General features: G+C 67.3%; 24 protein-coding genes. 18 read left to right on the top strand and 6 right to left on the bottom strand.

All coding sequences use genetic code 11. From position 1 onward, the window contains the following. Nucleotides 1-527: 527 nt before the first annotated feature. Nucleotides 528-2,012, bottom strand: a complete 1,485-nt coding sequence (locus AB4Y84_RS00120; RefSeq protein ID WP_442249636.1) for an AAA family ATPase — start codon at nucleotides 2,010-2,012, stop codon at nucleotides 528-530. Nucleotides 2,013-2,135: 123 nt separating this feature from the next. On the opposite strand from AB4Y84_RS00120, the gene AB4Y84_RS00115 reads away from it, so the two are divergent. From AB4Y84_RS00115 to AB4Y84_RS00075, 9 genes are all read left to right on the top strand, one after another. Beyond that, nucleotides 2,136-2,765: a ParA family protein gene (locus AB4Y84_RS00115; protein WP_394197353.1), complete on the top strand. Its 630-nt coding sequence runs from the start codon at nucleotides 2,136-2,138 to the stop codon at nucleotides 2,763-2,765. 37 nt (nucleotides 2,766-2,802) lie between these two features. Beyond that, the gene (locus AB4Y84_RS00110; protein ID WP_032977995.1) at nucleotides 2,803-3,279 is read left to right on the top strand and encodes a SixA phosphatase family protein; all 477 of its coding nucleotides are present in this window, start codon (nucleotides 2,803-2,805) and stop codon (nucleotides 3,277-3,279) included. A 4-nt stretch (nucleotides 3,280-3,283) separates the two neighbouring features. Beyond that, nucleotides 3,284-3,901, top strand: coding sequence for a YceI family protein (locus AB4Y84_RS00105; RefSeq protein WP_442249635.1), 618 nt, complete (start codon nucleotides 3,284-3,286; stop codon nucleotides 3,899-3,901). Beyond that, nucleotides 3,898-5,955, top strand: a complete 2,058-nt coding sequence (locus AB4Y84_RS00100) for a phospholipase D family protein (RefSeq protein WP_442243961.1) — start codon at nucleotides 3,898-3,900, stop codon at nucleotides 5,953-5,955. Before AB4Y84_RS00105 ends, AB4Y84_RS00100 begins: the two co-directional genes overlap by 4 nt. A 10-nt stretch (nucleotides 5,956-5,965) precedes the next feature. Further along, entirely contained in the window at nucleotides 5,966-6,400 is a 435-nt protein-coding gene (locus AB4Y84_RS00095; protein ID WP_025875986.1) for a hotdog fold thioesterase, read from the top strand. 119 nt (nucleotides 6,401-6,519) lie between these two features. Beyond that, complete coding sequence (locus tag AB4Y84_RS00090) at nucleotides 6,520-7,311, top strand: lysophospholipid acyltransferase family protein (RefSeq protein ID WP_442249634.1); 792 nt, start codon at nucleotides 6,520-6,522, stop codon at nucleotides 7,309-7,311. 7 nt (nucleotides 7,312-7,318) lie between these two features. After that, a complete protein-coding gene (locus tag AB4Y84_RS00085) occupies nucleotides 7,319-8,353 on the top strand; it encodes a YheT family hydrolase (RefSeq protein WP_442244039.1) in 1,035 nt (344 codons plus the stop codon). A gap of 56 nt (nucleotides 8,354-8,409) precedes the next feature. Next, complete coding sequence (locus AB4Y84_RS00080; RefSeq protein ID WP_442243962.1) at nucleotides 8,410-10,488, top strand: tetratricopeptide repeat protein; 2,079 nt, start codon at nucleotides 8,410-8,412, stop codon at nucleotides 10,486-10,488. Nucleotides 10,489-10,498: 10 nt separating this feature from the next. Next, complete coding sequence (locus AB4Y84_RS00075; RefSeq protein WP_442243963.1) at nucleotides 10,499-11,110, top strand: YbhB/YbcL family Raf kinase inhibitor-like protein; 612 nt, start codon at nucleotides 10,499-10,501, stop codon at nucleotides 11,108-11,110. Between the two features lie 132 nt (nucleotides 11,111-11,242). Here AB4Y84_RS00075 and AB4Y84_RS00070 read toward each other — a convergent pair whose 3' ends face one another. The 3 genes from AB4Y84_RS00070 to AB4Y84_RS00060 all read right to left on the bottom strand — a co-directional run bounded on the left by AB4Y84_RS00070 (nucleotide 11,243) and on the right by AB4Y84_RS00060 (nucleotide 13,514). Then, nucleotides 11,243-11,692: an META domain-containing protein gene (locus AB4Y84_RS00070; RefSeq protein ID WP_394197347.1), complete on the bottom strand. Its 450-nt coding sequence runs from the start codon at nucleotides 11,690-11,692 to the stop codon at nucleotides 11,243-11,245. Between the two features lie 126 nt (nucleotides 11,693-11,818). Then, the gene (locus AB4Y84_RS00065; protein WP_025875974.1) at nucleotides 11,819-12,646 is read right to left on the bottom strand and encodes an META and DUF4377 domain-containing protein; all 828 of its coding nucleotides are present in this window, start codon (nucleotides 12,644-12,646) and stop codon (nucleotides 11,819-11,821) included. A 73-nt stretch (nucleotides 12,647-12,719) separates the two neighbouring features. Beyond that, the gene (locus AB4Y84_RS00060; protein WP_033832703.1) at nucleotides 12,720-13,514 is read right to left on the bottom strand and encodes an undecaprenyl-diphosphate phosphatase; all 795 of its coding nucleotides are present in this window, start codon (nucleotides 13,512-13,514) and stop codon (nucleotides 12,720-12,722) included. Between the two features lie 219 nt (nucleotides 13,515-13,733). On the opposite strand from AB4Y84_RS00060, the gene glnA reads away from it, so the two are divergent. The 4 genes from glnA to AB4Y84_RS00040 all read left to right on the top strand — a co-directional run bounded on the left by glnA (nucleotide 13,734) and on the right by AB4Y84_RS00040 (nucleotide 18,262). Continuing rightward, the gene (gene glnA / locus AB4Y84_RS00055) at nucleotides 13,734-15,143 is read left to right on the top strand and encodes a type I glutamate--ammonia ligase (protein WP_059063220.1); all 1,410 of its coding nucleotides are present in this window, start codon (nucleotides 13,734-13,736) and stop codon (nucleotides 15,141-15,143) included. A gap of 347 nt (nucleotides 15,144-15,490) precedes the next feature. Then, complete coding sequence (locus AB4Y84_RS00050; protein ID WP_004134334.1) at nucleotides 15,491-15,829, top strand: P-II family nitrogen regulator; 339 nt, start codon at nucleotides 15,491-15,493, stop codon at nucleotides 15,827-15,829. A 22-nt stretch (nucleotides 15,830-15,851) separates the two neighbouring features. Then, entirely contained in the window at nucleotides 15,852-17,282 is a 1,431-nt protein-coding gene (locus AB4Y84_RS00045; protein ID WP_312786329.1) for an ammonium transporter, read from the top strand. A gap of 233 nt (nucleotides 17,283-17,515) precedes the next feature. Beyond that, complete coding sequence (locus AB4Y84_RS00040) at nucleotides 17,516-18,262, top strand: N-acetylmuramoyl-L-alanine amidase (protein WP_442243964.1); 747 nt, start codon at nucleotides 17,516-17,518, stop codon at nucleotides 18,260-18,262. 78 nt (nucleotides 18,263-18,340) lie between these two features. Here AB4Y84_RS00040 and AB4Y84_RS00035 read toward each other — a convergent pair whose 3' ends face one another. Further along, nucleotides 18,341-19,048, bottom strand: coding sequence for a LytR/AlgR family response regulator transcription factor (locus tag AB4Y84_RS00035; RefSeq protein ID WP_336023191.1), 708 nt, complete (start codon nucleotides 19,046-19,048; stop codon nucleotides 18,341-18,343). Then, nucleotides 19,036-20,745, bottom strand: a complete 1,710-nt coding sequence (locus AB4Y84_RS00030; RefSeq protein ID WP_442243965.1) for a histidine kinase — start codon at nucleotides 20,743-20,745, stop codon at nucleotides 19,036-19,038. The genes AB4Y84_RS00035 and AB4Y84_RS00030 overlap by 13 nt, the downstream gene beginning before the upstream one ends. A 127-nt stretch (nucleotides 20,746-20,872) precedes the next feature. On the opposite strand from AB4Y84_RS00030, the gene AB4Y84_RS00025 reads away from it, so the two are divergent. The 5 genes from AB4Y84_RS00025 to AB4Y84_RS00005 form a co-directional block, all read left to right on the top strand. Beyond that, nucleotides 20,873-22,381 (top strand): alpha/beta hydrolase, encoded by a 1,509-nt coding sequence (locus AB4Y84_RS00025; protein ID WP_442243966.1) that lies wholly within the window; start codon nucleotides 20,873-20,875, stop codon nucleotides 22,379-22,381. Nucleotides 22,382-22,448: 67 nt separating this feature from the next. Continuing rightward, a complete protein-coding gene (gene mltA / locus AB4Y84_RS00020; protein ID WP_442243967.1) occupies nucleotides 22,449-23,603 on the top strand; it encodes a murein transglycosylase A in 1,155 nt (384 codons plus the stop codon). A 109-nt stretch (nucleotides 23,604-23,712) separates the two neighbouring features. Next, on the top strand, nucleotides 23,713-24,015 hold the full coding sequence (locus AB4Y84_RS00015; protein ID WP_033832709.1) for a hypothetical protein: 303 nt from the start codon (nucleotides 23,713-23,715) through the stop codon (nucleotides 24,013-24,015). Nucleotides 24,016-24,098: 83 nt separating this feature from the next. Continuing rightward, nucleotides 24,099-26,144, top strand: a complete 2,046-nt coding sequence (locus tag AB4Y84_RS00010; RefSeq protein ID WP_442243968.1) for a TonB-dependent receptor — start codon at nucleotides 24,099-24,101, stop codon at nucleotides 26,142-26,144. 76 nt (nucleotides 26,145-26,220) lie between these two features. Continuing rightward, the coding region (locus tag AB4Y84_RS00005; protein WP_442249633.1) for a histidine kinase dimerization/phospho-acceptor domain-containing protein at nucleotides 26,221-26,794 on the top strand (574 nt) is incomplete at its 3' end.

Below are 26,794 nucleotides of genomic sequence, written 5' to 3'. Positions count from 1 at the left end.
TGGGGGCTTGGTCGCGGCATCCATGCCGCTCACACCCCGCAAACCCACAGTGCCCCRCCTTCGACAGATTCCCGCKGCTGTTGGTAGGTGTCGACCTTGGTCGACACGTRGATCCACGCCATGCGTGGATGAATCTGCATCGGAGTCGAATTATCGATATCTGATCGAAATGCAGCCGAGCGTGGGCTCGGCGCTACAAAAAGCGGCCAGCCAACCGCTTTTGTTTTTGCTCTTCTTTTTTCTTTTCCGTGGCTGATCACCCCMGGAAACTGTCAGAGGTCGGGCGGGKTGGGTWCGCGGGRGTGTCCGCGGCATGGGCCCGAGGCATGCCGCGGGCGGGTTGGGCAGGACGCCCAACCTCGGTCTTGCCGGGTGCGCAGGATTGCGCACACGAGCAAGCCGCGGCCAAGCCTCCAGGGACGGATTCACGGCGTCCCCCGCGAATCCACCCCGCCCGACCAAGCGCGGCTTTTGATTCTTGCGGGCAACCAGCAGCCACGAGGGGCTGCGCCGTTCGCAGGAAACCCTCAGTCGTCCGCGGACACCGTGCGCCCCGACGCCCACTCCCGCAATGCCGCCACCTGCTCGGCCATCAGCACCGACAACGGCCGTGTCGTGCGGATCTCGCCCATCAGCAGTTCGGTATCCAGTGGCCGGCCTTCGGCATGCGCCGAATACAGCCCGGCCACGATCGCCTGCTCGATTTCCGCACCGGAAAACCCGTTGGCCGCTGCGGCCAGTGCCGGCAGCGCGAAGTCGTCGGCATTGAGCTGGCGCCGTCCCAGGTGCAGCCGCAGCAGTTCCACGCGCACATCGGCCGAGGGCAGGTCGACGAAGAAGATCTCGTCGAAGCGGCCCTTGCGCAGCAGCTCGGCCGGCAGCTCGTGCACCTGGTTGGCGGTGGCCACGATGAACACCGGCGCCTTGCGCTCGGCCATCCAGGTCAGCAGGTAGCCGAGCACGCGGCGCGACACGCCGCCATCCTCGGTGCCTGTGGCCAGGCCCTTCTCGATCTCATCCATCCACAGGACGCACGGCGCCAGCTGCTCGGCCGAGGCCAGCGCCTGGCGCAGGTTGGCTTCGGTCTCGCCGTGGTACTTGTTGTACAGCGCGCCCACGTCCAGGCGCAGCAGCGGCACGCCGAAGCCGGCGGCGGTGGCCTTGGCCAGCATCGACTTGCCGCAGCCCTGCACGCCCAGCAGCAGCATGCCGCGCGGCGGGTCCAGCCCGGCCGGTGCCGAGCCGGCGATGAAGGCGACGCGACGCTGGTTGATCCAGCGCTTGAGCCGGTTGGCGCCGGCCACATCGCCGAAGCGCGCGCTGTCATGTTCAAAGAACAGGTGGCCGCTGCGGTTGAGCAGCTCGAACTTCAGCCGCGCCAACTGTGGCAGGTCATCGTCGCGCAGCGCGCCATCGGCATAGATCAGCTGCCGCGCGATGCGCCGCGCATCGACCAGGCTCAGGCCCTGCAGGTTCTTCAGGATCTTCTTGACCGCCTCGCTGTCCACTTCCACCCGGCGCCCGCCGTGTTCGCGTGCATAGGCATCGGCTTCCTCGCGCAGCATCTTCAACAGCGCATTGGCGTCGGGCAGGCGCGGGTTGAAGCGCACCGCCAAGGCTTCCAGTTCGGCCGGCAGTTCCACCTTGGCGCCGATCAGCACCAGCACGTGCGGTTCGCTGTGGCGGCGCTGGATCAGGTCGCGCAGGGCGCGCTGGTGGCTGGCGTAGCCCAGGTAGGGGTGGAAATCGAGCAGCAGGTACACGCCGCGCTGGTCGGCCTGGCGGATCRTCTGCAGTGCGGCGCTGGCATCGGGCGGGCCGACCGGCTCGTCCTCGCGCTCCAGGTCGATGCGACGCAGGCCCTCGGTGATCGACCAGCGGTGCAGGGCCCGCCAGACATGCATCAGCGTCTGCCGGAACAGCTCGACGATGCGACCCTCATCCTGGCTCTCGACCACGATCAACGGCGTGTTGGCGCGGATCAGCGCGCTCAGGTCCTGCAGTTCGCTCATGGCGGTTCGATCCTTCGGGGGYGCCACGATAGCAAAGGCCGGGGGCACTGGTTCAGCACGGCTCTACCTTCCGTCACCATCGGCGGTGTACGCTCGGGGCACGTACCCGGAAGCGAGGCTGGCATGAAGACGATCCTGGTGGCCGGTTCCAAAGGCGGGGTGGGCAAGACCACCATCGCCACCCACCTGGCCGCGTACGCGGCATTGCAAGGCAAGGCCACGGTGATCGCCGATGCCGACCCGCAGGGCTCCAGCACCCGCTGGGCACAGCGCCGGGCCGGGCTGGAAAGCGCGGTGCTGCCGATCGACGTGTACCGCAAGAAGCAATGGGCGCAGAAGCTGCCCGACGGTACCGATGCCGTGGTGATCGATGCACCGGCCGGCGCGCTGGCCGACGATATCCTGCATTTCCTCGACGCTGCCGATGCCGTGGTGGTGCCGGTGCTGCCCTCGGCACTGGACATCGAAGCCATCGTCGGCTTCCTCAACAGCCTGGCCCAGGTACCGCGCGTGCACAGCCGCAAGCTGCCGGTCGGGCTGGTGCTGAACCGCACCAAGCCCTGGACCCAGACCTCGCAGCAGGCCCTGCAGATGCTGGCTGACTGGCCCTATCCGGTGGTCGCCCAGCTGCGCGACAGCCAGAGCTATGTGGTCATGACCGGCCTGGGCCGCAGTCTTTTCGATTACCGCTCCGCCCAGGTGCGCGAGCACCAGGCCGACTGGGAACCCCTGTTGTCCTGGCTGAAGCTGTAACAGCCGTAGGTCTCCATCCCTTCATTGGAATCCCGCAATGCGCGAACTGATCCTGCTCCGCCACGCTCACGCCGAACCGGCCACCACCGGCCAGGCCGACCTCGACCGGCCGTTGTCGCCGGTGGGGCTCGCTGAAGCCGAAGCCGCTGGCAAGTGGCTGAAGGAGAACAACCTGCTGCCGGACTGCGTGCTGTGTTCACCGTCGCGGCGGACCCGCGAAACCCTGGAAGCGGTGATGGCAGCCATCGGCTATGTCGAAAAGCGCCTGGAAGACCGCATCTACGAGGCCACCCCCGGCACCCTGGCCGCGCTGGTGGACGAGCGCCGTGACCTGGACCGGGTGCTGATTGTCGGCCACAACCCCGGGCTGGAGCAGCTGGTGGCGCTGATGACCGATGGCACCAGCAGTGATTACCGTGGCATGCCGCCGGGCGGCGTGGCCGTGCTCGGTTTCGCCCGCGAGGCGACGATCGAGCCGGGCGTGGCCAGCCTGAACGCCTTCTGGTGGCCGTGAGCCGATGAGGTTGGCGTTGCCGGGCCGCTGCCTGCTGCCAGTCGTTCTGGCGATCGGCCCGGCCTGGGCTGCCACACCGCCACCGACCGCGCTGCCGGCGGTCGTGGCCGAACCGYCGCGTACGCTGCAGCTGGATGTGGTGCGCTCGCAGATCGGTTTCGAAGTCCGCACCCGCTTCGGCCAGCGCATCGAGGGCGTGTTCCCCCGTTTCGAGGGGCGTATCGAAGTGCTGTCCGATGGCCGCCACCAGGTCCACCTGAAGATGTTCACCCGCACCGTGGAGATTCCCGGCAAGGACCGCTATACCGGCTGGATGCGCGGCCCCGAGTTCTTCGATGCCGGCCGTTACCCGTTCGTGGAGTTCGACTCGCTGCCGTACTGGCCGGAGACGGTTGCCGAGGGCGGCGGTATCGACGGCCGGTTGACCCTGCGCGGGGTCAGCCATCCGGAGACGCTCAAGGTCGAGAAAGCGGAATGTGCCCGACCCGGCTATGATTGCGACGTCGTCAGCCGCGGTACCGTGCAACGAGGTCGGTATGGCATGGACAGCTGGCAGCTTGCCTTGAGTGACCGAGTGACCTTCGTATTGCGTGCACGTCTCAGCGAGGCGTCGAAACCGTGAATCCATTGCTGCGTGTACTGGTGCTGGCAACCGTGTTGCTGGGCAGCGGCTGCGCGTCGCTGTCGCATGCCCAGCGTGATCGCGCCGAAGCGATCGCCGTGCAGGCGCGCTCGACCCAGGTGGATTGCCAGCAGGCCGACCGCTGCGCACTGGACTCACCCCTGCGGGCACTGGCCGGCCGGGCGTTCAGCGAATCGACCCCGGACCAGCCGCGGCACTACGCCACCCTGCTGGACGAGGGCGAAGGTGCGCTGGTCGCGCGCCTGAACCTGCTGCGCAGCGCCACCCGCAGCATCGACCTGCAGACCTACATCTTCGACAAGGACGACAGCGCCCGCCTGGTCATCGACGAGCTGCTGGCGGCGTCGCGGCGCGGGGTGAAGGTGCGGCTGTTGATCGACCAGCTTTCGGCGATCTCCGACCTGCAGATCCTCGGCGCACTGGCCGGTGCCCACGAGAACTTCCAACTGCGGGTCTACAACCCCACCTTCGGCAAGGCCCGGCTGAACTACTTCGACTATGCCGGCAGCGTGCTGTGCTGCTTCCGCCGCTTCAACCAGCGCATGCACAACAAGCTGCTGGTGGTTGACGATGCGATCGGCGTGGTCGGTGGGCGCAACTACCAGGACGACTATTACGACTGGGACCGCGAGTACAACTTCCGCGACCGTGATGTGCTGATCGCCGGCCCCGAAGCACGGGCGATGGCGGCCAACTTCGATGCCTTCTGGCGCGCGCAGCGCAGCGTGCCGGCCGAGCGGCTGAACGATGTCGGCCGTACCCTGCTCAAGCAGGGCGTGCCGGTGCTGCCACCGGCGCAGTTCCGCAGGCCCGAGCGGGTGGAGCGGGTCAGCGAGGAAGCCAACGACGTCGCCTTCGTCACCCGTTCGTTCGTCGATACCGCCCTGCCGGTCGCCTCGGTGCGCTATGTGGCCGATCTGCCGCGCAAGCACCGGCGTGAGCGCGCCGACGCCCCACTGGCCGGGCAGCATGTCACCGAGCCGCAGCTGGACGCACTGATTTCCAGTGCGCAGCACGAAGTGATCCTGCAGACGCCCTACCTGGTGCTGTCCAAGCCGGCACAGAAACTGTTCCGCGAGCTGCGCAAGCGCCCGCAGCCGCCGCGCGTGGTGGTATCCAGCAACAGCTTGGCCGCCACCGACAACCCGATCGTGTATGCGCTGTCCTACAAGTACAAGCGGCGCAACATGCGCGAGCTGGGCTTCAACATCTTCGAATTCAAGCCGTTCCCGCTGGATGCCCCGGTCGATTACCGCAACCTGCTGCCCGACCCGATCGCAGCGCCGGGCAGCGATACCGGCCGCAATCCGCTGCTCGGTGGCAGCGCGGCGGGCAGCAATGCCGGTGGCGGTAGTGGTGGTGATGCGGTGGCCGCTGCGGATGTGGACGACCGGCCGGCGCGGGTGATCCATCCGCGTACCGGCAGTGCGTATGAGAATGCCCGTGCGCGCCGGCGTGCTGCCGGCAGCGAAGTCGAGACCCGCCTGCTGCGTACCGAAACGCGCCCCTCGTTCCTGGGCAGCAAGGCGGTCAACAAGCCGCTGCCGGTCACCCGCAAGGGCGCGCGCATGGGCCTGCATGCCAAGTCGCTGGTGGTCGACCGCCGCATCGGCGTGGTCGGCACCCACAACTTCGATCCGCGCAGCGAGAACTACAACACCGAAGGCGCGGTGATCATCGACGATCCGGCCTTCGCCGAGCAGCTGGCCCAGAGCATCCTGCGCGATACCCACCCGCAGAACTCCTGGACGGTGGCGCCGCGTGCCAAGCCGCCGGTCCTGTCCGGCCTGAACTACAGCGTCGGCAAGGCCTCCGAGGCGCTGCCGATCCTCGACTTCTGGCCGTGGCGCTACGCCACCGACTACGAGTTCAAGCCCGGCCCGGACTGCCCGCAGCCACTGCCGCGGCAGAGCGCCGATTTCCACCGCTGCTATGTCGCGGTGGGCGACTTCCCCGAGGTCAACGTCGGGCCGAAGTGGCTGCTGGTGCGCATGCTGACCGCATTCGGCGCCGGCCTCGTTCCCATCCTCTGAAGGTAGCCGCATGACCCAGGTATTCCGCGAAGCCGTTTCCATCGAGCAGCTCAACGCACTCAGCCGCAATACCGCCATCGATACCCTCGGCATCGTCTTCAGCGCCGCTGGCGAGGACTGGCTGCAGGCGACCATGCCGGTGGATGAGCGCACCCGCCAGCCGTACGGCATCCTGCACGGTGGCGCCTCGGTGGTGCTGGCCGAAACCCTCGGCAGCAGCGCCGGCAATCTCTGCGTGGATACCGCCAAGCAGGTCTGCGTGGGCCTGGAGATCAACGCCAACCACGTCCGCGCCGTGCGTTCGGGTACGGTCACCGGCACCGCGCGCGCGGTGCACGTGGGCCGCAGCACCCAGCTGTGGGAAATCCGCATCGAGGACGAGCAGGGCCGGCTGGTCTGCATCTCGCGGCTGACCCTGGCCGTGGTGGCGGCCGGGCACGGTTGAGCTGTCGCGGCATCGGCGACGGCGGCGGAACCCAGCGTTCCCCGCCGATGGCCGCCGTCAATGAGACTTATGGCCGAATTCGGCTGGCAGCGATGGCAGCCCTCCGGTATCGTGCGTGGATGACTTCCCCCACTCCGGCCCCCCGCGGCGGCGTGGCGCGTGTGTGCCGTTACCTGTACCGCGTACCGCTGCTGTTGGTCCACATCACCGTGTTCCTGCCGCTGATCCTGATCGGCATGCTTCCGCCATGGGGCGAGCTGCGCGTGGGCGACGATACCTTCGGCGCCAAGGTGGTGAACTGGTGGCAGGGCGGCCTGATGTGGATCTTCGGCTTCCGCCTGTCGCGCGTCGGCCAGCCGCTGCCGGGCGCAGTGCTGTTCGTCGCCAACCATGTCAGCTGGGTCGATATCTCCATCCTGCACAGCCAGCGCATGATGGGCTTTGTCGCCAAGCGCGAGATCGCCAGCTGGCCGGTGGTCGGTTGGCTTGCCGGGCGCGGCCAGACCATTTTCCACCAGCGTGGCAACACTGAATCGCTGGGTGGGGTGATGCAGGTGATGGCCGACCGCTTGCGCGCCGGCAAGGCCGTTGGCGTGTTCCCGGAAGGGCGTACCCGCGGTGGCCACGACGTTGGCCCGTTCCATGCGCGCATCTTCCAGGCGGCGGTCGAAACCAGCGTGCCAGTACAGCCGGTGGCGCTGGTCTATGGAGTGCGCGGGAATGCACAGACCATCGTGGCCTTCGGCCCGGRCGAGAGTTTCTTCGCCAATTTCCTGCGCCTGCTCGGTGAGCCGGCGCGGCCTACCGAAGTGCATTTCCTGGAGCCGATCGGCACCCAGGACCTGGAAGGCCGTCGGCGCATCGCGGAAACTTCGCGCGCGCGCATCGTGGCGGCCATGAGCGGGGATTGAGGCCATGGTGGCCGTGTTTCCGCCACCGACCCTCGACGCTGATGCGCCGATGCTCACCGCGTCCGACTATCAGCCGCCGCGCTGGCTGCGCAATCCGCATCTGCAGTCGATGCTCAGCTCCAGCCGCATGCGCCTGCAACGTGGCCTGCTGCTGCTGGCCGCCACCGGCGCTGTCAGCGAGGAGTTGATCCTCGATGGTGGTGAGGGTGTGCGCCTGCAGGGCTGGCACAGCCATGTAGAAGGGCGCGAACCGCGCGGCATCGCCCTGCTGCTGCACGGCTGGGAAGGCAGCGCCGAATCCAGCTACATGCGCATGGCTGCTGCCCGCATGCTGGAGCAGGGGTTAGACGTAGTGCGGCTGAACTTCCGCGACCACGGCAATACCCATCATCTCAATCCCGGCATCTTCCACTCCAACCTCATCGACGAAGTGGTGCACGCCGCAGGCGATGTCGCCCAGCGCTGGCCCGATCTGCCGCTGGTTGCAGCCGGCTACTCGCTGGGTGGCAACTTCGTGCTGCGGCTGGCCCTGCGCGCACCGGCCGCCGGTGTACCGCTGCAGCACGTGGCCGCGGTCTGCCCGGTGCTCGACCCCGGGCTGACCATGGAGAACATCGAGAACGGTCCGGCGATGTACGACTGGTACTTCCGCCGCAAGTGGGCCGGCTCGCTGCGGCGCAAGCGCGATCTGTTCCCCGAACTGAGCGACTGCGACGACCGTGTGCTGAACATGGACATCCGTTCGCTGACCGCCTGGCTGGTCGAGCGGCACACCACGTTCGGTTCGTTGCAGGCCTATTTCGATGGCTACTCCATCGCCGGCGACCGCCTGTCCACGCTGCAGGTACCTGCTGACATCCTGATGGCGCAGGACGATCCGGTGATCCCCTACGCGACCTTCCGCGATTGGCAGCTGCCGCAGCAGGCGCGGTTGGAAACCGCCTGCTGGGGCGGCCACTGTGGCTTCCTGGAAAACTGGCGCGGCGATGGGTTCTCCGAGCGTTGGGTCGCACAGCGCCTGCGGCGGGTCCTGCCGGGCTGAACCGGCACCGGCGCGCGGCCCGCTACAATGCGGGTTTGACCTTGAACCGGACGGCCATGCAAGACCAGATCCTCCAAGCGTTGCGTCAGAACGATGCCGGCCAGGCCGTGCAGCTGGCCCAGGCGTGGACCCGTGACGAACCCGGCAAGGCCGAGGCCCACCGCTGGCTGGCGCTTGCGCTGCAGCAGCAGGGCCAGGCCGAGGCCGCGATGGAGGCGTTGCAGCAGGCGCTGCAGCTGGCCCCCGATGATGCGCAGCTGCACCTGCAGCACGCCGGCCTGCTGCTGGCACTGCGCCAGTTCGACGGGGCCGATGAAGCCCTGCTGCGCACCACCGGGCTGGACCCCAACGCCTTCCCGGCTTACCTGATGCAGGCGCACCTGGCGGTGGGCCGCAATGATTTCGACGAGGCCCAGCGGCTGTCGACCCTGGCCTCGCGGCTGGAGCCGGACCATCCGGAACTGCTGACCATCGATGGCATGGTCGCGCTGCGCCGCGGCGACGCCGACCGTGCGCTGGCCCTGTTGTCGGCGGCCAGCCAGGCGCTGCCGGACGATACCCGCGTGCTGTACGCGCTGGGCTTTGCCTATCTGGGCAAGGACATGCTGGCGTTTGCCGAGCAGGCGTTCCGTCGCGTGCTGGCGTTGAACCCGAAGATGTCCTCGCTGCACGGCATGGTGGTGCAGCTGGCCTTGCGCCAGGGCAACGTGGAGGCCGCCGCCGAGGCAATGCAGCAGGCGCTGCAGCAGCCGGAGCTGGACGTGCCGCCGATGCGCCGCCTGGCCGGCGAACTGGCACTGCGCAGTGGCCAGCCGCTGCAGGCGCTGGAGCACCTGCTGCCGCTGCTGGAGTCGTTGCAGGGTGACCGCCAGGTGCTGCAGCTGCTGCTGATGTCCTGGCAGCGCCTGGGCCGCGAAGATGAAGCGCGCGCACGCCTGGATGACGCTCTGGAAAGCAATGACCAGCTGCATGACCTGTGGCTGGCACGACTGGCCGTGGAAGACGTCGGCAGTGCCGGCGCCGTAGCCGTCGTGGAGCGCTGGATGGCAGCGATGCCCGGCCACCTGCCGGCGCTGGAAGCGCGCATGCGTCTGCATGACATGGCCGGCGAGCATGAGCAGGGCGAAGCCATCGCCGAGCGCATCACCACCCTGGAACCGGGCCGCGTCAGCGGTGAAAGCCGTCGCGTCGAGGGGCTGCTGCAGCGTGACCCGGCCGCCGCCGTGGAGCGCGTGCAGGCCCTGATCGCACAGGCACCGGAGGGACACCGCGCTGATCTGCGGACCTGGCTGGGCGAGATCCAGGATCGCGCCGGGCAGCCGGAAGAAGCGCTGCGTACGTGGATGGCGCTGCAGACCGACCAGGCTTCGCAGCGGCTGCCGTTGCCGCCGCAGGCCAAGGCACCGCCGAGCTGGCCGGAGATGGCCAGCATCGACGAAGCGACGCGCGACAGCGGCTCGGCGCCGATCTTCCTGTGGGGCGCCCCGGGTTCGGGCGTGGAGCGGGTGGCAACCGGCCTGGCCGCTGCCAGCCCGGTGCTGCGCAGTGATCGTTACACCGCCACGCCACCGGACGATGCCTTCCAGAACTACAACACGCTGCAGGACCTGGCGTCGGGCGTGCTGAGCCCGGAACGTCTGGTCGAGCGTTGGCGCGAGCACCTGCCCGCCCGCGGCCTGGAAAGTGACACCGTGATCGACTGGCTGCTGTGGTGGGACAACGCGCTGTTGTGGGCATTGCGCCCGCAGCTGCCGCAGGGCCGCCTGCTGCTGGTGCTGCGCGACCCGCGCGACATGCTGCTGGACTGGATCGCCTACGGCGCCGCCGCACCGCTGGCGATGACCTCGATGGCCGAAGCCAGCCAGTGGCTGGTGCGTTCGCTGACGCAGATCGCCGCGCTGCACGAGGAAGACCTGTATCCGCACGTGCTGCTGCGCATCGACGACATCGGCAACGATGCACATGCGATGGCCGACCTGCTGGGCCGCGTGTTCGGGCGTCCGATGCCGCCGGCTGCACAGCTGGGTGCACCTCGCCTGCCTGCCGGTCACTGGCGCAGGTATCGCGACGTGATGGGCGCCGCGTTCGCCCAGCTCACCCCGGTCGCGGTGCGCTTGGGTTACCCGGAAGAGTGAGGAGCATCTGATGCAACTGAGCAGTCACAGCCTGGCCAACGGTGCGTCGATCGACCGTGAGTTCGCCGCCGGCGATGCCGCCGGCTTCGCCCCCGACCGCAACCCGCACCTGGCCTGGAGCGGCGTGCCCGATGGCACCCGCTCGTTCCTGCTGGTGTGCGTGGACCCGGACGTGCCAACGGTACCGGAGACGGTCGGCCGCGATGACATGAGCGTGCCGCGCGATCAGCCGCGCGGCGATTTCGTGCACTGGGTGATGGCCGACATCCCGGCCTCGGTGCAGGAGATCGCCGCTGGCAGCTGCAGCGATGGCTTCGTGGTGAAGGGCAAGACCGCGCCGGCCGGCCCGACCGGCAGCCGCCAGGGCCTGAACGATTTCACCGGCTGGTTCGCCGGCAATCCGGACATGGCCGGTGATTACCTCGGCTACGACGGCCCGTACCCGCCGTTCAACGACGAGCGCGTGCACCGCTACTTCTTCCGTGTGTTCGCGCTGGATGTGACCACGCTGTCGTTGCCGGAACGCTTCACCGCCGCCGATGCGTACCTTGCAATGCACGGCCACGTACTGGCCGAAGCGGCGCTGCACGGCACCTATACATTGAATCCTGCGCTGGGTTGAGCGCGTCTGCAGGGCCGGGCCAAACCCGACTTTGCCTTCTGTAGCCATGCTCGCCTGCTTTTCGCCCAGTCGAGCATGGCTGGACTCTACAAAGGCCCGATCGAGCTGGCTCGACCCTGCCGGCTGCCCTTCTCATCTGTTTTTCAGTGGCAACGGCGCGAACACCAGCGTGTCGCCACGTGCGGTATACAGGGTCAACGGCCCCGCGCTACCCATGACCAGTGTGGAGGTCCCCAGAATCCTGCGCTTGGCTTCGGTTTCCTGTTCGCCTTTGGCACCGAAGCATCCCTTCAGGTTCTGTTCCATGCTGCCCAACGTGAGCTGGCTGTCTTTCAACGCGTATGGGCCGCTCATGCCGTTGCACAGGTTCAGCATGTTGGCACTGGTGCCGCGGAACAACAGACCGACGGGCGGATCACTGGCGATGAATAGTGCATCCAGGCGCTTGCCGTTGCCGTCGACTGCGTGGGTGAGATGCCACTCATGTGCCTGCAGGCGTTGCAGATCGCTGGCATCACTGGCTGCCGCGAGGCCGGCAGGCGTTGTGGCCAGCAGGAGCGCGAAAATGCGGGAGAGAATCATGCCTGTCTCCTTGGCGGTTGGGTATGTAGAGTCGAGCTATGCTGGACTGCCTTCTGCCCAGCCGAGCATGACTCGACTTCAAGGTGTCCCATGGAAGAAGGGCGACCTCGCGGCCGCCCTTCTGCATTACTTCTTCTCGATGGCCGACTCGACCACCATGTCCAGCACGTACGCCTGCGACGGCGCATCGGCCGGCGGGTTCTTCACTTCGTAGCGCTTCACACGCACCACGTTGCGCACGCCGTCTTCGTGGGTGTAACCCTCGATGTTGCCGTAGAAGTTCTCGAACTTGCCCGGCTCGCCCTGCTTCAGGCCCTTGTCGTCGAACTTCACTTCGCGCACCTGCAGGCACTGGTAATCCGGGATCAGCGGGTGCGAGCACTTCTCGGTCTTCGCAGCCACTTCCAGGAACACGGTTTCGCCGGCGCCGCCGTAGCGGGTTTCAGCGGTCGGTTCCGGGTTGAACACCAGCACGTCGCCCTTGGCGGTGGTCAAGGTCAGCACGCCGTTGGCGTCCTGTTCGGCCTTCAGTTCGCCCTGCAGACGGCTGGAGACGGCTTCGTCCAGCGCCATCAGCGCCTTGTCGGTGCAGGCCATCATGGTCGAGGCCATCGCGCTCACGCTCAGCTTGCCATCGGCCAGGGTGTAACCGCCGCCCATGCGGTTGCAGGTGTTGCTGACCGACAGGCGGCCATCAACGAAGTCCAGGGTGACCGGCTTGTCTTCGCGGGCGAACAGCGCATCGATGCGCTTGCCATCGGCCGCGGTGGCCTGCTGCAGCAGCCAGTGCTGGCTCTGCAGGCGCTGCGCATCCAGGTGTGCCAGCGCCTTCTGGTCGCCGGCCTTGGCCGCGGCCGGGGCCAGATCGTCACCGCCGGTTCCGGCCGGGGCAGGGGTCTGGCTGCAGGCGGCCAGCAGGGCCAGCGGGAGGAGCAGGGTGAGCTTGCGGTTCATGGTGATTCTCCTTGGGGAACCGAGGGGGAAACGGACCGGGGCCGGCAACGGGGTTCCCGTGCCCCGGCGCTGTTCAGCTGCCGGATGGCAACCACAGCAGCAATGCAGCGCCCAGGGCGATGCGGTAAATCGCGAAGGCCGTGAAGCGATGCGACTTGATGTAGCCCATCAGCCACTTCACTACGACGAAGCCGGTGATGGCTGCGGCAAGGAAGGCCACGCCAACGTCGGTCCAGTTCTCGCTGCCCAGGTTCCCTTCCTTGGCCAGTTCCAGGAAGGTGTAGGCGCTGGCGGCGAACATGGTGGGAATGCCGACCAGGAACACGAACTCGGCAGCGGCCGCGCGGCGGCTCAGGCCCAGCAGCATGGCCAGGAAGATCGCCGAGGCCGAGCGCGAGGTACCGGGGAACACGCCGGCCAGCACCTGCGCCAGGCCAACACCGATGGCCACCGTCCAGGTCACCTGGTCGCGATCGGGCAGGCGCGCGGTATAGGCCTCCACCAGCAGCATCCAGATGCCGCCGATGATCAGCGCCCAGGCCACCGGGCTGACGGTTTCCGGCAGCGACCAGCCGGCCTTGCGCACCACCAGGCCGACCACGGCGGTTACCAGGAAGGCCGCGCCGAGCTTGAACACGTACTCGCGGTTCTCGCGCTGGCCGAAGCCGGTGGCCAGCTGCAGCAGGCGCTGGCGGAACACCAGCACCACGGCCAGGATCGCACCGGCCTGGATGATGATGTTGAAGAAGTCCGATCGCGCGCCCAGCCAGTGCTGGGCGATCAGCAGGTGGCCGGTGCTGGAGATCGGCAGGAATTCGGTCAAGCCTTCGAGGATGCCCAGCAGCAGGGCGGAGAGCAGGTCGGACATGGACGGTGCGGGCGCGGGCGGCGGAAGAAGCCCGAGAGAATAGACGATCCATGCCGCACCAAACGGGTGCGTGCGGTAATCCGCGCACCCGTTTGGTGCATGTGCTTCTGCACCGCCCTGGGGCAGGCGCTTTGAAATCAACAACTTGTGAAGGCCGAAAAGTTGGCACGGTCGTTGCTGTACCTCAGCAGGCATTCATTCCCATCCGAGGTCGTACCGATGTCCGTGGAAAACGTTGAGAAGCTGATCAAGGACAACCAGATCGAGTTCGTCGATCTGCGTTTCGTCGACATGCGTGGCGTCGAGCAGCACGTCACCTTCCCGGTCAGCATCATCGAGCCGTCGCTGTTCGAAGAAGGCAAGATGTTCGATGGCAGCTCGATCGCCGGCTGGAAGGGCATCAACGAATCGGACATGGTGCTGCTGCCCGATACCGCCAGCGCCTACGTCGACCCGTTCTATGCCGATCCGACCATCGTGATCAGCTGCGACATCCTCGACCCGGCCACCATGCAGCCGTACGGCCGCTGCCCGCGCGGCATCGCCAAGCGCGCCGAGGCCTACCTGAAGTCTTCGGGCATCGCCGAAACCGCGTTCTTCGGTCCGGAGCCGGAATTCTTCATCTTCGATTCGGTCCGTTTCGCCAATGAAATGGGCAACACCTTCTTCAAGGTCGATTCGGAAGAAGCCGCCTGGAACAGCGGCGCCAAGTACGACGGCGCCAACAGCGGCTACCGTCCGGGCGTGAAGGGCGGTTACTTCCCCGTTCCGCCGACCGACACCCTGCACGACCTGCGTGCGGAGATGTGCAAGACCCTGGAACAGGTCGGCATCGAAGTGGAAGTGCAGCACCACGAAGTGGCCACCGCCGGCCAGTGCGAGATCGGCACCAAGTTCAGCACCCTGGTGCAGAAGGCCGACGAACTGCTGCGGATGAAGTACGTCATCAAGAACGTTGCCCACCGCAACGGCAAGACCGTCACCTTCATGCCCAAGCCGATCGTCGGCGACAACGGCAGCGGCATGCACGTGCACCAGTCGCTGTCCAAGGGCGGCACCAACCTGTTCTCCGGCGACGGCTACGGCGGCCTGAGCCAGCTGGCGCTGTGGTACATCGGCGGCATCTTCAAGCACGCCAAGGCGATCAACGCCTTCGCCAACTCGGGCACCAACAGCTACAAGCGCCTGGTGCCGGGCTACGAAGCCCCGGTGATGCTGGCCTACTCGGCGCGCAACCGTTCGGCCTCGTGCCGCATTCCGTGGGTGTCCAACCCGAAGGCGCGCCGCATTGAAATGCGCTTCCCCGATCCGATCCAGTCGGGCTACCTGACCTTCACCGCGCTGATGATGGCCGGCCTGGACGGCATCAAGAACCAGATCGACCCGGGCGCACCGAGCGACAAGGATCTGTACGACCTGCCGCCGGAAGAAGAGAAGCTGATCCCGCAGGTCTGCTCCTCGCTGGACCAGGCGCTGGAAGCGCTGGACAAGGACCGCGAGTTCCTCAAGGCCGGTGGCGTGATGAGCGATGACTTCATCGATGGCTACATCGCGCTGAAGATGCAGGAAGTGACCAAGTTCCGCGCGGCGACCCACCCGCTGGAATACCAGCTGTACTACGCCAGCTGACCGGCTGCGATGGCGGTGGGTAACCCCTCCCACCCGCCGCCATCGCATCCGTCTTTGCGGCTGGGGAGCCGCAGGGCGGGCTCCGGCCCGCCGTGGTAGAGCGGACCGTTGGTCCGCTGCATTGGAAACGCGGGCCCTTGGCCCGCAGATCCAGGGGCAAGAGAGAGACCGGACACGCGACATGGGCCGCCCTCCCTCCCGCGTCGGCCGTGCAAGGAGAGAGGCACGGCTGTCCCGGCCCGGTTCGTGTCCGGTGCAACAGCCACGGCCATCACCACGATGGCCCGTGGTTGCCTGATGCCATCGCGCGTTCGCGCGCTGGCCCCATCCACCATCGGGACATGCGCATGAAACTGATCTCCGCCATCATCCGACCGTTCAAGCTCGACGAGGTCCGAGAGGCCCTGTCCGATGCCGGCGTGTCGGGCATCACCGTGACCGAAGTGAAAGGCTTCGGCCGCCAGAAGGGCCACACCGAGCTGTATCGCGGTGCCGAGTACGTGGTCGACTTCCTGCCCAAGATCAAGATCGAAACCGTGGTCACCGACGAACGTGCCGATGCAGTGATCGAAGCGATCCAGTCATCTGCAGGCACCGGCAAGATCGGCGACGGCAAGATCTTCGTGACCGCTGTCGAGCAGGTCATCCGCATCCGCACCGGCGAAATCGGCGCCGACGCGCTGTAAGCCCCCTTCCGGAGACTCCCCCATGAAGATGCGCCTTCTCACCGGGTGGCAAGCCCGGTTCCATCTGGTGTGCCTGCTGATGCTGTTCAGTGCGCTGGCCGCCGGTGTCTGGCCAGGCAGTGCACATGCCCAGGCCCAGGTCACGCCGCTGCAGAGCGAAGCCGTGGCCGTCGAGCCCTTGCAGGACCCGACCGCCGCTGCGCCTGCGGCTGCCGAAGCGGTGGCCGCGCCCGCCTATGACCACGGCGACGTCGCCTGGATGCTCACCTCCACCCTGCTGGTGCTGCTGATGGTGGTACCGGGCCTGGCCCTGTTCTATGGCGGCCTGGTGCGTTCAAAAAACGTGCTGTCGGTGCTCAGCCAGATCCTGGTGGTGTTCTCGCTGGTGCTGCTGTTGTGGGTGGCCTATGGCTACAGCGCAGTGTTCAGCGCCGGCAATCCGTTCTTCGGCTCGTTCACCGAATTCGCCTTTCTCAAGGGCTTCACCCCGGAGTCGGTGGGCAACACGCCGATCAAGGGGCTGCCGGACTACCTGTTCGTCGCCTTCCAGTCGACCTTCGCCGGCATCACCACCGCGCTGATCGTCGGTGCCTTCGCCGAGCGCATCAAGTTCCGCGCAGTGCTGCTGTTCTCGGCGCTGTGGTTCACCCTCAGCTACATCCCGATGGCGCACATCGTCTGGGGTGGTGGTTACCTGGGTGAGATGGGCGCTATCGATTTCGCCGGTGGCACCGTGGTGCACATCAACGCCGGTGTGGCCGGTCTGGTGGCTGCATGGTTCGTCGGCAAGCGCCTGGGCTACGGGCAGACCGCGTTGAAGCCGCACAACGTGCCGTTCACCTATATCGGCGCGATGCTGCTGTGGGTCGGCTGGTTCGGCTTCAATGCCGGTTCCGCCGCTGCCGCCGACACCGTCGCCTCGCTGGCCTTCCTCAACACTGTGCTGGCGACTGCTGCAGCGGTGCTGGGCTGGACGCTGGTTGAAGCGATCAGCAAGGGCAAGCCGTCGGCACTGGGCGCGGCCTCGGGTGCGGTGGCAGGCCTGGTTGGCATCACCCCGGCGTGCGGTACCGTCGGCCCGCTCGGCGCGATCGTCATCGGCCTGGTTGCCGGCGTGGTCTGCGTGTGGGGCGTGACCGGCCTCAAGCGTCTGCTGAAGGTGGACGACACCGCCGACGTGTTCGGTGTGCATGGCGTGGGCGGTATCGTCGGCGCGATCCTCACCGGTGTGTTCAGCGCGCAATCGCTGGGCGGCACCAAGGCCGATCTGGATATCGGCCATCAGGTATGGGTGCAGGTGGTCAGCGTCGGCCTCACCGTGCTGTGGTCGGCCGTGGTGACCGCAGCCATCCTGCTGCTGGTCAAGGTGGTGGTCGGCCTGCGGGTGACCGAGGAGGCCGAGCGTACCGGCCTGGATGTCACCTCGCATGGTGAATCGGCCTACGAGGCCTGATGCATCTACATGGTGGGTGCCGACCGTTGGTCGGCACTGCACCTGCTCTGGTGGGCGCCAAGCTTGCTCGGCACTGCTCCTGCTCTGGTAGTTGCCAAGCTTGCTTGGCACTGCACCTGCTATGGACTGCTCTGCTCTGGTGGGTGCCGACCGTTGGTCGGCACGCTCGGTGGCCCAGCCACGCATGGCGTGGCTCTACTGCATCATCTCGCCCAATCGCGCACAATCAGGGCATGCACCCGATCCGCACTTCCCTGATGCTCTCGGCCTGCCTGCTGCTGGCCGCCTGTGCCTCCACGCCGCAGGAAACCCGCAACCCGCTTGCCACCTGGGTGCCGTCGCCGAACCAGAACGCGCGCACGCCGGTCATCATCGTCATCCACCACACCGAGCAGAAATCGGTGCAGCAGAGCCTGCACACGCTGCGTACCGCCAACAGCGGCGGGCGGGTCAGTGCGCATTATCTGATCGGCGCCGATGGCCATCGCTACCAGCTGGTGGCCGATGAGCGCCGCGCCTGGCACGCCGGTTCCGGGCGCTGGGGCACCATCACCGATCTGAACTCCGCGTCCATCGGCATCGAGCTGGACAATGACGGTCGTACGCCCTTCAGCCCCGCGCAGATCGAATCGCTGATCGTGCTGCTGCGCGACCTCACTGACCGGCTGAACATTCCGCCGCGGCAGGTGATCGGTCACGCCGACCTGGCACCGACGCGAAAGGAAGATCCCAGCCGCTTCTTCCCGTGGCAACAATTGGCCGAAGCTGGTTTCGGCGTGTGGCCGCGCGCTGCCGATGGTGCTGCGCCGGAAGGATTCGATGTATGGGCCGCGCTGGCGCGCTTCGGTTATCCGCTCGACAACCGCGAAGCAGCGGTACGGGCGTTCCACCGCCGTTTCCGTGGCAGCGACACCCTGCCGAAAGCCCTCGACGCCGAAGACGCGCGCATCCTGCATTCGCTGTTGCTGCAGACCCCGTGACGAACCTGGCAGCGCCGGGCCATGCCCGGCGAGCGCGAAGCGCGACCCCGGTTGGGCACCGCCGGGCATGGCCCGGCGCTACCCGCCTTCCATGCCCAACGCTTCGCGCAGCGTGGCCACATGCGCGCGCCCAACCGGCAGCTCGCTGCCGTCACTCAACACCAGCCAGTAGCGACTGCCGGAGGCAGCATGCAGCGTGCGGACCTGGCGCAGGTTGACCAGGTAGGAACGATGGCAGCGGATGAAATCCGCCGGCAGCACGCTGGCCAGCGCGGCCAGGGATTTGTCATGCAGTTCACTGCGGCCGTCGCGCAGACGCACCTGGCTGTAGTCGCCGTCGGCGCGGATCCAGAGCACGTCCGCCAGTTCGACGGTCGCTGTGCCCTGCGCGCGCCAGACACCCAGATAACGCGCGCGACCGGCGCGGACACCCCCGGTGTCGAGCAGCCTTTCCAGCGCCTGGGCGAGGCGCTCGCGTGAGAAGGGCTTGGGCACGAAGTCGAGTACGCCGTGTTCGAATGCCTGCAATGCGCGCTCACGGTGTGCCGACACCACCACGCACTGGTAGCGCCCGGCCACCGCGCGGCGCAGCAGTTCGAAGCCATCGTCGCCGCCAAGGTTGAGGTCCAGCAGCAGGCCGTCGTAGACGCTGCGCTGCAACCGGTCTCCGGCCGCTTCCAGATCGGCCACCGCATCGAAACGCGCCCGTGCGCCGGCCAGCTCGCCGCACATGCGCAGCAGGCGCTGTCGCACCAGGGGCTCGTCCTCGACGATCAGGATGCGCATGTCAGCTCGATCCGGCCGTACCAGCAGTCGCCGTCGATGCCCTGCACGAAGCTCCAGCCGGCGGGGCTGGCCGCCGCCAGGCTCGCCTCGATGTAACGGGTACCCGTGCCACGGCCGTGGTGTGGGGCCGAGCCTCGCGCACTGCGCAGTTCCAGTATCCAGCGCGCGTTGTCGCGCTGCACGTGCAGGCGGAAAGGGTGCCGTGCGCAGGCAACAGCGCCGGCATGGGTCAACGCGTTTTCCACCTGCGCATGCAGGATGCCGGGCGGCAGCGAAATCGCCGCATCCTCGCCATCGACCTCCAGCACCATGCGCCGGTCCAGGGCAAGGCCGACGATATCCAGGTGGCTACGGCACAAGGCCAACTCATCCTGCAGGGGAACGCTCTGGCGGCTGCTGCTGTCGCGCAGGCGATCGAACTGATCGGCCAGCGACTCCACCATGCGGCTGGCGCGCATCGGCGACTGCTCGATCAGTTCCTGCAGGCAGGTCAGCGTGTTCATCAGCCAGTGCGGYTGGATGCCCCGTTGCAGCAACTGCAACGAAAGCCGCGCGCGTTCTTCGCGCAGCCAGGCGTTGTGCCGGTCCAGCGCCTGCAACTGGGCGGCGTGGCGCAGCAGAAGGAACACCATCAGCACCGCCAGCAGCAGGAAGTAGGGGCCATCCAGGAAGGCGCCGCGTGCAACCAGCAACGCCAGCAGGCCTGCAGACAGCAACGCCAGGATCGGCCATCGGTCCTCCTGGCCGGCAGGCGCCCGCAACAGCACCCAGGTCGAAGCGAGCAGGCTCAACAGCAGCACCGCCGCAGAGCGGGTGTCGAAACCGGGCAGGGCGATGACGGCGGCCGCGATCAGCGCCAGATAGCTGAAACAACCGGCTCTGGGCACGGCCACTTCGAAGCGACGCGCAAGATAGGCCGGCAGCAGCAGCGCCGCGATCACATGCAGGGCCAGCAGCGCGACCAGGCGAACGCCATGCCAGGGATAGGGGTAGCCCAGCAATGATCGCCACGCCTCGACCGCGGGCAGTGCCAGCCCCACCACACCCAGTGCCAGCAGCAGGCGCGCGCCGGGCGTGCGTGTCTGCCCACGCAGCACCGCCAGGAAATACAGGCAGGCGGCTGCCAGCGCACCGGTGGCAAAGGCCGCGATCAGCCATGGCAGGATGATCTGGCCGTAAAGCACGGGGGCGGGCGCGATCAGCACCATCGCATCGGCGCCATGCAGGGTGAAGTGCTGCTGCTGGCTGGATGCAAGCACCAGCAGCTCATCGGTGGTGTTGCCCGACGCCGGTGGCAGCACGCGCACGACGTCTACGCGCCCCGGCGTCTCTTCTTCCGGCGTGCGACCGACAACGCCATTGCTGATCCATGGCATCCCGTTCCAGTACAACTGGCTGGCAGCGCGCAAGGACAGCCTCACTGTACGTCCATGATCGGTGCCGCTTTCCGACGCTGGCACCTGCCAGCGCAGCCAGTACGGGCCACGCCACTGCGCCAGCTGTTGCTGGTCCAGCGGCCGCCACGCCAGGTTCTGCGGTGGGTGCGTTGGCAGGCCGCCGGATGCACCGGCAATCGCAGGTGCCATCTGCGCGCCCTGCACAACCCTCATTTCCGGCGGCGGCATCGACACGATCAGCCACGCAGCCACTGCCGCAAGCAGCGCAGCAAGGACAGCCAGGGTTCGTGTGATCTGCATGGCGGCCATCGTATCGGTTGTGTGGAGACATTGGACCGGCGTCTGGAGACGTTCGGCGGATGGACGYGACCGCAGCACTGCGAGGGAGCAGATGCTGGCGGCGCACATCCCTCCATCGGAGCCCAACATGACCCGCAGCGCCTCTACGTCTTCCGGCAGTTTCCAGGTTCGTCGCCCTGTCGTGGCCGTCACCCTCGCCGCGCTCTGCCTGGCCCTCGCCGCTGCCCTTCCCGCGCAGGCCGGTCCGGCGGCGCTGGCATTCGAGCCCTACACGCTGCAGACCAGGAACCATGGCGATATCGCCGCCGAGATCGCCACGCTGCAGGTGCCGCGACGGCACAGTGAGCCGGACGGTCCGCAGCTGCACCTGAAGGTGGTGCGCCTGCGTGCGACGGCTGGCAATGGCCGCGCCGCACCGGTGGTCTACCTGGCCGGTGGTCCGGGTGGTTCTGGCATCGATACCGCACGTGGTCCGCGCTGGCCGGTGTTCGACCAGGTGCGGCGCGAATCCGACGTGCTCCTGCTCGACCAGCGCGGCGCCGGCTTGTCCGAGCCGCCGCCGGAATGTCCGCATGAAACACGTTTCGACGACGCCCAACCGCTGCAGCGCGATACGGCCCTGGCCGCAGTGCAGGCCACGGCCGCCAAGTGCGTAGCGTTCTGGCGTCAGGCCGGTGTCGATCTCGGCGCTTACACCACGACCGAGAGTGCCGGCGACCTCGATGACCTGCGGCGCGCGCTGGACGTGCCGAAGATCAGCCTGTGGGGCATGAGCTATGGCACCCATCTGGCCTTGGCCACGGTGCGCCTGCACGGTGCCGGTCTTGATCGCGTTGTGCTGATGGGATCCGAAGGTCCCGACGATACGCTGAAACTGCCCCTGAGCAGCGACGCGCTGCTGCAGGACCTGGCGGTGCTTGCGCGCAAAGACGGCTTCGACGATCTCGCCGGATCGGTCACCCGCGTGCTGCAGGCACTGCGTGAGCAGCCGCGACGAGGCCACAGCCACATGCACAAGGGTCGCCAGGTCACCATCGGCCTGTACGACGCGCAGATCGTCATCGCCAATATGCTGGGGCAGCGCATCACCCAGCAGTGGCTGCCGTTGGTGCTGCGTGAGGCCGATAGGGGCAACTACGACCCGCTGGCCGATCTGGTGCTGATCGGGCGCGCCCAGTTCGCACAGTTCCCGGCCATGGGCCTGGCAATGGACGTCGCTTCCGGGCAGAGCCCGCAGCGCAGGGCGCTGGCCGAAGCCCAGGCACGCCAGAGCCTGTTCGGCGACGGGCTGAACTTCCCGTTCCCGGCCATCGGCGAGGGCCTTGGTCTGGCCGATCTGGGTGATGGCTTCCGCGGCCCGCTGCACAGCAACGTGCCGGTGCTGTTCATCAGCGGCACGCTGGATGGGCGTACGCCCCCGGCCAATGCCGATGCGCTGCGGCCGGGCTTCAGCAACGGTCACTCGCTGCTGGTGCGCAATGCCAGCCATCACAACGAGTTGTGGACAGGCAACCCGGCCATCGCCCGCAACATCGTCGACTTCCTCGCCGGCCGCGTCGTCAGCGAAACCGTGTTGGACGTGCCGCCGCCGGTGTTCGCCACCCGCAGCAGTGAGCTGCTGGGCGGCAAGCGATAAGGCCCGTGGTGTGGTGCAGGATGCGATCCCGGTCCTGCGCCACGCCCGATTGCACTACATTGGGGCAATGACTGACCTCATCGCCCCCTTCAACCGCACGTGCTGGAGCCTTCTCGCGCTTGCCGTGCTTGCTGGCTGTTCCACCACCGGCACCCGTCCGCAAGCGCCTGCCGCAGCAACGCCTGCAACCTACGCCAAGGTCGACTGGAACACGTTGCCGGCCGTATCCGATACCGACCTGCAGGCCGGCTTCGCCGCTTGGCGCAGCAGCTGCACCCGCCTGAAGAACGATGCGACCTGGGCCAAGCCCTGCGCGACCGCCAGCACCGTGTCCGACAAGGACGCTGCTGCGATCCGCGCATTCCTGCAGCGCGATCTCGATGTCTATTCCCTGCGCGCCGGCGGCCATCGCGCCGACGGCCTGATCACCGGCTACTACGAACCCATCTATCCGGGCAGCCTCACCCGTACCGACACCGCCACCGTGCCGGTGTACGGCACACCCGATGATCTGGTGGTGGTGCAGCTGGACAGCGTCTATCCCGAACTGAAGGGCAAGCGCCTGCGCGGTCGCGTGGAGGGCAAGGTGCTCAAGCCCTACGACGATGCCGGCAGCATCGCCAGCAAGGGGGCCAAGGCGCCGGTGCTGGCCTGGCTGACCGATCCGATGGACCTGCAGCTGCTGCAGATCCAGGGTTCGGGGCGGGTGCGCCTGGCCGATGGCAAGCAGGTGCGGCTGGCCTATGCCGAACAGAACGGCCATCCCTATCGCGCGATCGGCCGCTGGCTGGTGGAGCAGGGCGAGCTGAAGAAGGAAGACGTCACCATGGACGCGATCCGCGCGTGGGCGAAGGCACATCCGGCGCGGGTACCGGAACTGCTGCGCAGCAATCCCAGCTACGTGTTCTTCGTGCGCAGCGCGGACAGCCCGGAAGGTCCGCGCGGTTCGTTGAACGTGCCGCTGACCGCCGGCTACAGCGTGGCGGTGGATCGCACCGTGGTGCCGCTGGGCAGCCTGCTGTGGCTGTCGACCACGCGCCCGGACGGCACGCCGGTGGTACGCCCGGTGGCCGCGCAGGACACCGGTGGCGCCATTGCCGGCGAGGTACGTGCCGATCTGTACTGGGGCAGCGGCGATGCCGCCGGCAAGCTGGCCGGCGACATGAAGCAGAAGGGCAACCTGTGGCTGCTGTGGCCGAAGGGTGTGGCGTTGCCGCAGTAGGTCAGCAGGGGTCAGATCCCCTTCCGCAGGAAAGGGATCTGACCCCCATATGCCTGATAATGGCGCCATTCCGAACTTTCCGGTCGCGCATGCGGCCAGGACCCATGCAATGAAATACGCAAAGAACAACGCAAAATCCAACACGAAGAAGTACTACAAGCACTGGGCCGAATCGGGCCTGGGCAAGGGCAACGTGCTGATGGAAGCCCGTGGCGAGAAGATCGTGCGCCAGGTGGAGATCTACGGGGCCAAGGTCGTGTGGGCCGATGAAACCGGCCAGAGCGATGACCGCTTCGTGCTGGCCGACCAGCCGGTGTCGTTCATGGATTTCGACGAAGACGACGAGATCAGCGCGCGCGAGTTTGAAATCGCCTGGAAGAAGGCCCGGGAAGCCACCGGCTACCCCGTTTAAGGGCGAGGGGCCCGCAATCATCGGATGGCTGGCGGAATCGAAATGTTATAAAGTTTCATTTCCAGCCTCCCGCCCGCCCCCTGATGAAGACTCCCACGCTGGTGGCCGCGCTCGCGGCCGCCCCGTTCGCCCCTGAAGCATTCGCCCAGTCCGCCGACGCCGCGCTCACCCTGGGCAAGGTTGATGTGCACCAGCACAGCGAGGGGCAACTAAGCGCGCACCAGGTGCTGACCTCGGTGGACGTGCTGGGCGCGGACCAGATCGAAAACCGCAACGTGTCGCACAGCTGGGAGCTGCTCGGGCAGATGCCCGGCATCCAGCTGACCGAAACCCGGCAGGGCGCCGAGTCGGGCAAGGTCAGCTTCCGCGCCTTCAACGGCGAGGGCTACCTCAATGCCATCAAGACGCTGATCGACGGCATCCCCAGCAACGTCAACAGCGGCAACCAGCGCTTCATCGACATGCTGTTTCCGCTGGAAATCAGCTACATCGAAGTGGTGCGTGGTACCAACGACCCGCGCTACGGCCTGCACAACATCGGCGGCAACGTGAACTTCGGTACGCGCCAGGGCGGCACCTACACCGACGCGCGACTGGCCTATGGCAGCTACAACACCCGCGATATGCAGCTGGTGGTGGGCCGCGAAGCCAACGGCTTCGCGCAGAACTATTTTGTCGGCACCCAGGCCAGCGACGGCTACCGCGACCACGACAGCTCGAAGAAGTATTCGCTGGGCGGCAAGTGGTTCTTCGGCTCGCTGGAGGAGGGGCTGCGCATCGGCCTGACCGCGCGCGCCTACCATCACGAGGCCGACGAACCCGGTTTCATGACCGCGGAAGAGCTGCATGCGGGCCGCCGCCGCAGCGACCTGCGCAACGCCAATGACGGCGATGACCGCGACATGCGCCAGTTCGCCGCGCACCTGGACATGAAGCTGTCCGACGCGCTCACCTTCGGCACGCGGCTGTACTACAACCGCTATGAAGACGACCGTCGTGTGACCTTCAGTGACCTGCCCAGCGGCAACCTACCGCGCCAGCGTCGTGTCTGGGACGAGCGCCAGACGGGCATGCTCGGCACGCTCACCTGGCAGGCCAGCCCCATGCTTACCGTGGAAGGCGGGCTGAACTACGAGCAGCAGGACAACGGCTACCGTCGCGAGCGCTACGCCTACGCCGAGCCCACCGATTTCAGCCAGGCACCGGCACGCGTGCAGAACAACGACCGCCACAGCTTCGACAACTGGGGCGCTTACGTGCAGGCGATCTACCAGCCAGCCGACGCATGGAAGATCGTGCCGGCCTACCGCGTGGACCATTTCAGCGGCCACACCCGGCTGATGAACGGCGCCACCGGCCGCCTGCAGGACTACGGCAGCATCGGCCAGCCCAAACTGAGTGTCATCCACAGCCTGGGTGAGCACACCCACGTCTACGCCAACTGGGGCCGTACCTTCCAGGTGCTGACCGGTTCCACCGCGCCGGCCTACCTCACCCCGGGGCAGGCACCGATGCAGCCCTCCACCAACACCGGGATGGAGCTGGGCCTGAAATTCCAGCCCTTCGCCGGCAGCCAGGCCCGGCTGGCGGTATGGCAGCAGGACGCGGAAAACGAAGTGTCCAACATGCCGGCCACCGGCACCACGGTCACGCTGGGCAAGACCCGCCGCCGCGGCGTGGATGCGCAGATCAGCGCGCAGCTGGGTGACGCGTGGACGCTGTGGGCCTCGCATGCCTACCAGGAGGCGAAGATCACCCGCGACGACCGCGCCGCCGGCGTGACCCTGCAGGGACGCGAAGTGGCCGCCACCCCGCGCCACATCAGCAACCTCGGCCTGGACTACCAGGCCAGCGATGCCCTGCAACTGGGCCTGCAGGCGCGCGCGCAGGGCGATTACTACCTGGAAGAGCGCAACGCCACTGGCAAGTTCGGCGGCTTCGCCGTGCTCGACCTCAGCGCGAAGTATCAGATCACCCCGGCCTGGAGCGTGGACCTGCAGCTGAAGAACGTCACCGGCCGCGACTATGCCTACGCGTGGTACGACAGCTTCTTCTGGGACAGCGCCCGGCCGATGTTCTCGCCCGCCCCGGGCCGCGCGGTCTTCGTTGGGCTCAACATGAAGCTGTAACCCGCAAGGGGTCAGAGCCCTTTCCGCGMGGAAAGGGCTCTGACCCCACACCCACGTTTTGCACTACATTGGTGCAATGTCCGACCCCGCGCCCCCGCCGTCCCTCGATGCCCTCGGCACGCCGCTGGCCTGGGCCGGGCCCGATGGCCGCATCGCCGGCTGCAACCCGGCCTTCGCGCGCTGGCTGGGCGTCAGCGGCCGGCGCCTGCTCGGCCAGCCGTTGGCCGCGCTGGAAGTGCAGGGTGAGGCGCTGGCCCATTTCCTGGCACGCGATGAGCGCGACAGCCTGCGCCTGAACCGGCTGGCGTTGGCGCTGCCGGGCGAAGCCGCGCGTTTTGCCGAAGGCTGGATGAGCCGCCGCGACGATGGCGGCTGGCTGCTGGAGGCGCATCCGGTCGATGAGTTCCCCGGGCTCGACCCGACCCAGGCCCTGCCCAGCGCGCTCAGCGCAGCGCTGAAGGGCCTGGCGCACGAACTGCGCAATCCGCTGGCCGGGTTGAAGGGCGCCGCACAGCTGCTGGCCCGCCGCGCGGCGCAGCGCGATGCCAGCGAACGCGAGCTGATCGACCTGATCGGCTCGGAGATCGAGCGGCTCAATGGCCTGCTGGAGCAGCTGCTGTCACCGGCACCTGCCGCGCCGCATGCGGCGC

Source organism: Stenotrophomonas sp. 2YAF22 (assembly GCF_052114665.1).
Lineage (GTDB): Bacteria > Pseudomonadota > Gammaproteobacteria > Xanthomonadales > Xanthomonadaceae > Stenotrophomonas > Stenotrophomonas indicatrix.
Note: the sequence above shows the minus strand (reverse complement) of the source record. Positions and strands in the feature narration are given on the sequence as shown.